Genomic DNA, 9,664 nt, shown 5'->3' with positions numbered 1-9,664 from the left:
TGCTGAAATCGCCGAACGTGACCGTCGCATTGAAGTTTTGCACAAAAAAGTCAATAATAGACTGATTGTTCGCCTGGATGGCACCGGAGACCGCAATATTCAGACCCTGGCTGGTTCCGATGAATACAGCGGTCACCAATAATGGAAACAACAATAACCTTCTCATTTGATACCTCCTATTAATTGTATTGAGTTGGTAAAGATGCAAGAGCACGCCTCCTGCTTTCACATCGCTTTTTTCAGCCGGGCTGCTGATGGTTCGGAGGCGCCGCCCCATCAGCAGGTTCCGACTGAAGAAGAGAAGAGAACTTTTTAGCGTTTTCGTCTGAAAGCAAATACTCCCAGACCCATCAGGGCCATGGTGGTCGGTTCGGGAATCGGCGTAATCTGGACCTGATATTCAAGCGACCGCAGCGTGCTCAGGCCGCCGTAGGCAATCACACTCGAGAGAGATTGGTTAATGGTTGTGTCAGCGTTTATCCTGTGAAGCCGGATTTCATCTCCATATGTATTGGCTTTGGCCGCCGTTGTCGGCTGGAATACGAAATAGAGCATGCCCGTACCCGCTCCGACGACAGAATCTGCAGTTACACTGATACCGGAAAAGTTGAATGTGTACCATTCCCCGTTGACAGTGCTCTTAAAATCAATCGTATTCGTTGACGTCCCCAGAAACCCGCTAAGGGCTCCGCCTGTTCCAAGGCCCGTATAGACTCCGAGATAAACAACGCCGCTCCCTACAAGAACTTCCGCTCCGGAGCGGACGCGAATGAAATCCAGGTAATACTTCTGACCATCCACCAAAGCCGGAACCCAGCCTTCTGTAATTGCCGGGTTGAGTCCTGCAGTTGTCGTGTCAAAATCAATCGCAAGTCCCTGGGTGTTTCCGTACGTGTTGACTAATGCATCGGTCACCGTGATAACCTCCGCCGAAGCCGAGCCGGCTATCAGCAGAATTGAAAGGAACCATGACATTGCTTTTTTCATTACTTGTTTGCTTGTCACCATCCTCATTATCCTCCAAAAATGATTCTTTTTTCATTCAAATCCGCGTACACGATATCACACACTTCACACACCGATTTTTCATCAGGCCAGGGAAATGTTCCTGGGCATATGCAGCCCGAGGTTGCGGCATTTCATCACCCATGTCTTCCCCGACGGTCTTTTTACCACCAGAAATACTGGCCGAACTGAATCTGCGTCCGGAGCTCCTGCCGCCGTTTCCACTCCACATGTCCGTCGGCAAAAGCCATGTTGGCCCCGGCGACGTCTTTGCGGCTGGAGCCTGTCTCAAACTGACGGGCCAGATGGTTAGCCCTGTCATACAGTCCATAGGCGCTGTACAGTCCGCCGGCCACCTCCGTAAAATTGCACCCGCCCGGCGGGGCCTGCACACATCCGGAGGCGGCTGTGCCGCTGTACTGGCTGAGCACATTGTCCACAATCATCAGTGTTGCACTGCTGTTGGTCAGCGTGGTCAGTTTGCGAATCCAGACAGCCCGCACTCCGCTCAGCAGCCGATCGGGATACCGGGAGGTCGGAGGATTGTTGGCGTAGTTGAGCCGGTCAAACAGATAGTTGTAGGACATCACGCGAAACTCCTGCCGCTGGCGGGCCTCCGACAGCCGGCTTTCATCCCGCAGCGGCAGCGGCCCAGTCACGGTGCCGGGCACCGGCGGCTGATAATCTGAATCCCCCACCCAGGAGAACTGCCAGAACCGCCCGTCGTCAGAGTTCTTGAAGCGGTTGGACGGACAGTAAAACGACTTGTAATCCAGTCCGGCATACTGCATAATCTGATTGCTGCACCAGAAGGACAGGTCCTGAAGCCAGTTGCCGCCCTCATTGAGCGGAACGGCTCCGGCATTCTGTTCGGCGTACAGACGAATCCCCTGCGCCTGGGAGCGGATATTGTTGCTGCAGACAACTTTGTATGAATATTCTTTCGCTCGGCCCAGCGCAGGAATCATAATCGACAGCAAAAGACCGATGATTGCAATCACCACCAGCAGCTCAATCAGGGTAAATCCGTAGGCTCTCTTCATACAATTTAACTTGCCCTCTTTTTCAGTCCTGTTTCTTTTATTATTCCAAAATCAGTACGGGATCGATGAACACTCCCCAGTCGCTGTCAATCGGTGTTAAGACCAAGCCATTCAGAACTCGCTTTTCCGGATCACCGCCGTCCGTCTGAACCAGGGTCAGAAAAGATGCATTCTCCGGAAGCTCAACATCCACGGGAAAAACCTCACCTGTCTTCACTTGTTTTATGGTGCACTTCAGCTGGCCGTCCACCAACACCCAAAAATCGGCATTGCTCGCTTCGGGCCGCGGACACCAGGGACGCATGCCGACTTTCGATTGAAACCGGGCAATCCGAACCCCCGGCAAATGCGAACGAATCTCATCCAGAGAAAACGTAATCCCCGAATTGGCATGAATCAGCATCGACGGAAGAGCAAAAGAACCTCTGTCGGCCGCCGAAGCCTCTTGTCCATGAAAATCAGAAGTCAGACGCTCATAAGAAATGATGTAACACCACAACTCGCTGGTTGCCGGGCATTCTTCAAAAATATGCCCTTGTGAACTGATAATCTGTGTTGCACGGCCGTTCGGAACAAACACACCGTCAATGTACGAATTGGAAAAAACCGGATGATATTCATTGGACGCCGATTGCCTTCCCGGAGAATTCTTCGAGAAATTCCCCGTACTCACATCCAATCCGTTTTTTACGATTCCGGTTCCAAATCCGTTGCCGTTGCCGACAATATCCGCCAGACTGATTCGATTTTGGCCCTTCCAAACGCTGTTTGTTCTGGAATTGATCGCACGAACGAAATAATCTTCCCGACACTTAATATCCGCAATGTCTCCGTTCTCTCCGGAAATTTTCTTGGCTGAACCTCGGCCCAGTTCGAGGTTTGTCCGGTTTGTCCTGCCGGCCATAAGCATGGTTCTGCCTTTGAGGACATGTACCTGCGTAATACCTCCGATATCCGCCTGAACCCCGAACTCCGTTCCTAAATCAATAATTTTTGCATTCTGCGTATAGACGGAAAAACCCGCCGCTTCTGGAGGAACCTTTACATACACCTTGCCGTAATGAAGGCCCAGTCGGTCTTCAGCAAGGATTTGAAATTCCGCAGGACCTTCCAGAACGACGCGTGCCTGATTATCAAAGAGCAGCTCAGCATATCCCTCCCGCAACAGCCAGCGGTTCCGGCCCGTCGCCAGGCGGGTTCCGCGCTGCATAGAGGCGGCTGCATCCGCCCATTTTGCGTTCATGGCATCTGACAGTGTAACCACTTCCTCTCCGCGTCCGAGCGAGGCCCAAAAACCATAGGCCAACACAAAAAACAGGGCCGCCGAAGACAGAACCAGCGAGATAAAGGAAACCCTGCTGACCGGGGGATGTACCCGTTTGACTGGAACGGACTCTTGCGTCTGGTATGCCGCCTGAATCGGATGAATCTCAACGGCCTGGGCCGTCTTTTCTTCATCCGCCAGACAATTCAGCCATTGTTCATATCGAGCTGAATCACTTTCTTCCGAGCAGAAGGCCCGCTTATCAAAACTCACCAAACCGGACACAATATCGAAAAATTCTGCATACAAATATGCGGCCTCCTCGTCCATCTGGAGGATTCTGTTCATCTCCTCCATCTCATCGGGACGAAGCTGCCCTTCGAGAACCTTGACAACAAGTTCCCACAAACGGTCTCTGTTCTCTGCGCCATTCATGATTCAGTTTCCCAGAGAATCAGCGTCCTGTGAATGCAGTCCTGCAGAACCTTATGAATCCGTGCCATGGTTCTGTAAACCGTAGCCAGCGGCAGCTGCATCTTGTCGGCCACGGCGGAACAGGAAAGCCCTTCCTGATACCGGTATTGAAGCAGACTGCGTTTTTTTTCCGTGAGCTTTTCCAGACATCCTTCCAGCGCCTTCATCCTTTGGTCAGAAGACTTTTCCACCTTCTGAGAAGCTTCGAGAACCCGCCGTAGCGATTCGGGGTCCAAAAACTGCTCTTTGGAGTTCTTTTTTCGGTATGTAAAAATCTCATACTTAGCAATCTCTTTTCCCCAGGCGGTAAAATTCGTGCCTCGTTGAAAGCGGGCAAAATTTCGCCACATGGTCAGGGAAGTCTGCTGCATGATTTCATCGGCAATAGACTGCCTGCCTACAGCCGCCAAGATGTATGAATAAATCTTCCGCTGGTTCGTGGACATCAAAAAAACAAACTCTTCACCTAAATCCTTATATGCTCTATCCATTCCATCGCACCTGCAGCAGCAATTTACCTTAACTTCTCTCTGTTGCTTTAGGCCTTAGAAAGGGTGTTTTATGACATCATTTTTTTCTTTTTCGGGGTATTTTAAAAGATATTTAAAGATATATTATATACACATATACCAGAATACACCGTTTTAAAAATTACGGAATTATTATCAACTCATTGGCTCCAAATAGAATTGCCTATCCTGGACAGATGCTTATCGGACCAATTTCTCCAAGCAGCTCCGCCAAACCCCAGGCGGCGGGGCATACAGCGTCTGAAGAACCCCTGCAGCGTGACGAACATCTTCGCGGGAAGTTTCCGACATCTTTGCACTGCAATACAGTTCATAATATTTGGCACGCCACCAATGCCAGGAACGCTCTTTTTGTGTCCGGTCTGAGGGTTCATAGGCACTTCGAACCTTCTGCCATTCCCGGACGGCCTGTGTCCACTGGCCTTGCTGCATTCGGCGAAAAGCCCGGCAGCGAATTACAGCTTCATCGGCGGAATCTTTCTGCTCGTCCAGAAATTGATCGAGCCGTTCAGCGTCCTCCGGCAATAACTGCGCTGAACGGGCAGCCATCTGAGCCCAAAGCAGTTGAACCCGCTGACGCTCCTGAACGGAAGCCCCTCCGCAGGCAGCCATCTGCTCGGCTCGTTTCTTCACCAGCGGTTCCAGTAAAACATCCGAAGAAGCAGAATATTCCTCCAGCCGTTCCGCAAAGGTCTCCAGAACATACAAATCGAACGCCAGATTGCGGCAGTCAGCCGGTATTTCACATAAAACTTGAACCGCTCGACCATACTCCTCTTTCAAAGAAAGGGCCTGCACATACAGATATCCGAGGACTGGTTCCCCTTTTTCCGCTTCCTGTTCCAGAAACCGGACCATTTTGTCCACATTTTGCCTGTCCGGCCTGTCAAACAGATAATACACGTATCCGGCTGCCGCCTGGCGGCGAAGGGCAGACCCGGCCGGACTGTTTTTTTCGAGCGACTGAATCCACTCGACCCAATGACGCTCTGTCTGTTCTCGCTCGTTGGGGTCAGTCGCATGGGAAGCACGAACCGCAAACTGCTGCATTTTGGCTTCGAAGGCCGGACGCTCCACCGTTTCAAAATGTTCGGCTTCCTGAGCCGCCAGCAGGCCGGCAATAAATTCCTGTGATGAAGGCCAGGTCTGCTGGACCCGGCGGAGGGGTTCCCGACGGCCCTGCGCCCACTCAAGAAAACCGTACTCAATCGCCCATTCAAAATCCTCTTTGCCGCTTATCTTTTTCTGAAAAATCCGGCCTATCTCTTCCTCAAACGGCCCGCCGGAAAACAGGTCAAAACGCTTCTGCAAAAGCAGCATCCGCTCTCGGGCCGGCTCGCTTAAGTCGTCCCGAAGCATCATCTGATGAAGAATCATCCGCAGCTGTTCGGCATCGTCCGCCCCCTGACGCTGCCAAAGAGCCAAAACCTGAAGAATCTGTTCCTGACCCTGCCAGCGGGCGCTTTCCGCACTGCACGTCTCAATAACCCTGGCAAGAAGCGACTGTTTTTGCCCTTCCTCACAGAGGGCCTGCCAAAAGAGAAACAGCGTCTTCAGATAACGGCCTCGGAGCAGTCCCTGCTGCGCCGCAGACCAAAGCCCCGTCTGTCCGTACCGGGCCTCCCAATCCGCTCCCGTGTATCCTTCCATTTGATGAACCTGTTCTGTGAGAACAGCCAGCATCTCCTCAACTCTTTGACCGGTTGAAGCGGCGAATTCGGAAAGAATCTTTCTCTGTTCGGCATCCGCAAATCGACCCAGGCACAGAAACGTCAGCCTGGCCGGGGCTGTCTGCACCAAAAACTCCTCTTCGAGACGGGCAGTTTTATCTGCAGCGGTCTTAATGACCTCCGGAGACGGTTCCGCCCAAACAGAACAGACCAATCCCCCTAAAAGCACTCCCAATACAACTTTGCTACTGCACATCCTCTTTTGCCTCGGTCATAACAAATGTAATCTGATTCAATCCAAGCACCCGGAGCAGATCGTACGCCTTCACGACAGCATCCCAGGAAACTTCATCGCGGCAAATCAGTTCGACGGGGTCATCCGCCCTTCGCTGCTGCCGTCGGCAGACCTCTTCCACAGCATCGGCCAGAGCGGTCCATTCGTTTTCCGAAGCGTCCTTCGACAGGAGCATTTCTTTGTCTGTTCCAATTCTGACCCGAAAGCGATCCCCAGATGACGTCAACTCGAGAATCAGCGGCTCAACAATCGAAAAAGATTCGTTCGATTCCCTTGGAGACAATTGCAGCGGAACAAAAGCTTCTGAGCATCGAAATTTGGCCGTCAGTACAAAAAAAGTAAGCAGAAGAAAAATCACATCAATCATCGGGGCCATCCGCAGTCCGGTGTCCGTGCGTGCCCTCCGAGTCAGCCCGTCGAGGGTGCGCTGATGAAAGGACGGTCGGACGCCCGCCGATGAATGCATCAAAAACCCCTCGCAAGAAAACCACTCTATCGTTTTTTCAGAGCCGAACAGGCGGCTTTTTGAATGCGGCTCTGTTCTATCCCGACCTCAAAAGCCGCCAGATTCACCGCTGTCAGGGCCGGATTCTTCTCGGCAAACAGGTCTTTGACGGCCTGTCGAATGCTTTCCTCTTTTACCAGCCGTGTATGCCGCACAAAAGCCCCCAGAGCCGCCAGATTGGCGACTTTCAATTGTCCCAATCTCTGAGCAATCTCCGTAGCCGGAACCAAAATGCGGTCGATGTCTTCCCGTTTGGGCCCCCGCTTCACCAGGGAAGTATTCACCAGCAGAAGCCCGCCGGCTGCTACATCCGGCTCAAACTTGTCGAGGGAGGGCTGGTTGAGCACAATCGCCGCATCGGGTATCTCCACGAACGGACAGGCAATTTCCTCGTCGCTGACAATCACGGCGGCAAAAGCCGTGCCGCCACGCATCTCCGCCCCGTAAGCCACCATACCGGTGACATTTTTGTTCTCTTTCAGGGCAGCCCGCGCAATCAGATTGCCCGTCAAAACCACCCCCTGCCCGCCGAAACCGGCGATGATAATCCGCATTTGTGAATTTTCCATCATCCCAAATCCCTTCAGCGGTCCTTAAACACTCCCAGAGGGAAGACCGTCTTCATCTTCTCATTGACGAACTCAACGGCCTCTTTCGGACTAAGTTTCCAGTCCGTCGGACACATCGAAAGCACCTCGACCAGCGAAAATCCCTTGTTGGCTATTTGTTTTTCAAAAGCCTTTTGAATCGCCTTTTTGGTTCGAAGAACATCTTTGGGCGTACTGACGGCTACCCGCTCCAGATAAGAAGGACCGTCCAATGCGCTGAGCATTTCGCAGACCTTAATCGGTCCGCCCTCGCCCAACTTTCCCCGTCCGTTCGGTGTGGTGGTGCTCCACTGCCCCATCAGGGTCGTCGGAGCCATTTGTCCGCCGGTCATACCGTAAATAGCGTTGTTGACAAAAATCACGGTAATGTTTTCCCCCCGGTTGGCCGCATGAACGGTTTCCGCCGTCCCAATCGCCGCCAGGTCTCCATCCCCCTGGTAGGTAAAAACGATCCGGTCCGGCTGTACCCGCTTGAGCCCCGTTGCAACCGCCGGCGGCCTCCCGTGAGCACACTCAATAATATCACAATTCATATAATCATACAGCAAAACGGCACAGCCCACAGGTGCCGTACCAATCGTCCGCTCACGAATTCCCAATTCGTCGATGACCTCTGCAACCAGCCGATGCACAATCCCGTGCCCGCAGCCGGGACAGTAGTGCGTCAGTACATTCCTGAGAGTTTTCGGACGCCGAAATTCCATTTATCTTTTCCTTTGAGTCTTTCTCCTCTCGGAGGGTACTGAGGCAAGATGACGGATTTGCTCCAGAATCTCCTCTTCAGACGGATACCATCCGCCGCCTTTGCCCAAAAAGGCAACAGGCCGCCGGCATTCAATGGCCAGTTTTACATCTTCGATAAATTGTCCGTGGCTCATTTCCACAACCAGAAATGAGCCGGCTTTTTCCGCCACCCGCCTGTAGACTTCGACAGGAAAGGGCCAAACACACAAAGGACGTATCAGGCCGGCTTTCAGACCGTCTCGGCGAGCTCGTTTGACAGCTCCTTTGGCCACTCGACCGGAAATGCCGTACGCCGTGACAATTACTTCCGCATCCGCCGTCTCAAACTCCTCATACAGAGATATCTCCCGCAGCATCCTCTCGTACTTTTCCTGAAGCCGAAGGTTGTGCTGAACAAGGGCATCTGGAGGGTGCAGAAACAGCGTGCGAATCACACGAGGAGCCCTGCCCCGACAGCCGTTTAAAATATAATCCTTCGGCGGCAGACTGAAAATCGGACGATAAGGATGGGCATCCACCGGCTCGGCCATCTGTCCTAAAATCCCATCCCCCAGAATCATCACCGGATTGCGGTAAAAATCTGCATAATCAAACGCATTCAGGGTCAAATCATACAGTTCCTGCAGCGTCGCCGGCGTCAGAACAATCAGACGATAATCGCCGTGTCCTCCGCCTTTGACGGCCTGAAAGTAATCCCCCTGAGAAGCCCGGATATTTCCCAGCCCCGGTCCGCCTCGCTGCATATTCACAATCACACAGGGAAGCTCCGCAGCGGCAATATAACTGATTCCCTCCTGCTTGAGACTGATGCCCGGCGAGGATGAACTGGTCATACAGCGCGCACCGGCCGCCGAAGCCCCAAAAAGCATATTCACGGCCGCAATCTCACTTTCGGCCTGTACAAATACGCCCCCAACCTGCGGCATCCGCCAGGACATCCGCTCCGGCACCTCATTTTGCGGTGTGATCGGATAGCCCGCATAAAACCGGCACCCCGCTTCAATCGCGGCCTCTACCAGCAGTTCATTCCCTTTTAAAAGAATTTTTTCCGACATCCTCTTGGGCTACTCCGTCGCCCCTCCGGAATCCTCTTTGGTGTCATCCCTGCCCTCAAAAATCTCGATCGCCATATCGGGACACATTCGACCGCACATGGCACAGTAGGTGCAGCGGGCCGGGTCCGCCAGAACTGCGAATGGATGACCGTGCTCGTTCAAATCCTCCGATATTCGAATGTTCTGATGAGGACAAACCAGCACGCACAAACCGCATCCCTTGCAATGCTCTGCATAAAAGCGAATTTGAGGCATTGGCAAAAAACCTTTCTTTTCGATACAGAAAAATCATATCCGCCGCCTCCTTGTGCGTCAATGGAAATCGAAAAACCTGTCGATGAATCTTATAGACAATCCTCGATTTTTGATTCCTTTAAATCCGAGATCTTATGGGGCCGTGTCCCTGGATAACAAGACAATGCGCAATATCCGGCTTCTATCAGACCGGAAATGCAGCATCTGAAGAGTGCA

Annotated in this window: 10 protein-coding genes; all 10 read right to left on the bottom strand. The window is 52.5% G+C overall.

The window, feature by feature from the left end; genetic code table 11:
* Positions 1 to 312 precede the first annotated feature (312 nt).
* The 10 genes from PKY88_10890 to PKY88_10845 all read right to left on the bottom strand — a co-directional run bounded on the left by PKY88_10890 (position 313) and on the right by PKY88_10845 (position 9,448).
* On the bottom strand, positions 313 to 1,008 hold the full coding sequence (locus PKY88_10890; GenBank protein HOQ05706.1) for a PEP-CTERM sorting domain-containing protein: 696 nt from the start codon (positions 1,006 to 1,008) through the stop codon (positions 313 to 315).
* A 161-nt stretch (positions 1,009 to 1,169) separates the two neighbouring features.
* Positions 1,170 to 2,048 (bottom strand): type II secretion system protein, encoded by an 879-nt coding sequence (locus PKY88_10885; protein ID HOQ05705.1) that lies wholly within the window; start codon positions 2,046 to 2,048, stop codon positions 1,170 to 1,172.
* 40 nt (positions 2,049 to 2,088) lie between these two features.
* Positions 2,089 to 3,747 carry a FecR domain-containing protein gene (locus tag PKY88_10880; protein HOQ05704.1) on the bottom strand — a complete coding sequence of 553 codons (1,659 nt, stop codon included), beginning with the start codon at positions 3,745 to 3,747 and terminating at the stop codon, positions 2,089 to 2,091.
* Positions 3,744 to 4,277 (bottom strand): sigma-70 family RNA polymerase sigma factor, encoded by a 534-nt coding sequence (locus PKY88_10875; GenBank protein HOQ05703.1) that lies wholly within the window; start codon positions 4,275 to 4,277, stop codon positions 3,744 to 3,746. The genes PKY88_10880 and PKY88_10875 overlap by 4 nt, the downstream gene beginning before the upstream one ends.
* Positions 4,278 to 4,496: 219 nt before the next feature.
* Entirely contained in the window at positions 4,497 to 6,242 is a 1,746-nt protein-coding gene (locus PKY88_10870) for a hypothetical protein (protein HOQ05702.1), read from the bottom strand.
* Positions 6,232 to 6,747: a biopolymer transporter ExbD gene (locus tag PKY88_10865; GenBank protein ID HOQ05701.1), complete on the bottom strand. Its 516-nt coding sequence runs from the start codon at positions 6,745 to 6,747 to the stop codon at positions 6,232 to 6,234. The genes PKY88_10870 and PKY88_10865 overlap by 11 nt, the downstream gene beginning before the upstream one ends.
* Before the next feature lie 26 nt (positions 6,748 to 6,773).
* Complete coding sequence (locus PKY88_10860; protein HOQ05700.1) at positions 6,774 to 7,358, bottom strand: 2-oxoacid:acceptor oxidoreductase family protein; 585 nt, start codon at positions 7,356 to 7,358, stop codon at positions 6,774 to 6,776.
* Positions 7,359 to 7,369: 11 nt separating this feature from the next.
* Positions 7,370 to 8,098: a thiamine pyrophosphate-dependent enzyme gene (locus tag PKY88_10855; protein ID HOQ05699.1), complete on the bottom strand. Its 729-nt coding sequence runs from the start codon at positions 8,096 to 8,098 to the stop codon at positions 7,370 to 7,372.
* Positions 8,099 to 9,193 (bottom strand): 3-methyl-2-oxobutanoate dehydrogenase subunit VorB, encoded by a 1,095-nt coding sequence (locus tag PKY88_10850; GenBank protein HOQ05698.1) that lies wholly within the window; start codon positions 9,191 to 9,193, stop codon positions 8,099 to 8,101.
* A 9-nt stretch (positions 9,194 to 9,202) separates the two neighbouring features.
* Entirely contained in the window at positions 9,203 to 9,448 is a 246-nt protein-coding gene (locus tag PKY88_10845) for a 4Fe-4S binding protein (protein ID HOQ05697.1), read from the bottom strand.
* Positions 9,449 to 9,664: the final 216 nt, after the last annotated feature.

Source organism: Anaerohalosphaeraceae bacterium (assembly GCA_035378985.1).
Lineage (GTDB): Bacteria > Planctomycetota > Phycisphaerae > Sedimentisphaerales > Anaerohalosphaeraceae > JAHDQI01.
The sequence above is the reverse complement of the archived record's forward strand: the minus strand, read 5'-3'. Positions and strand labels throughout refer to the sequence as shown.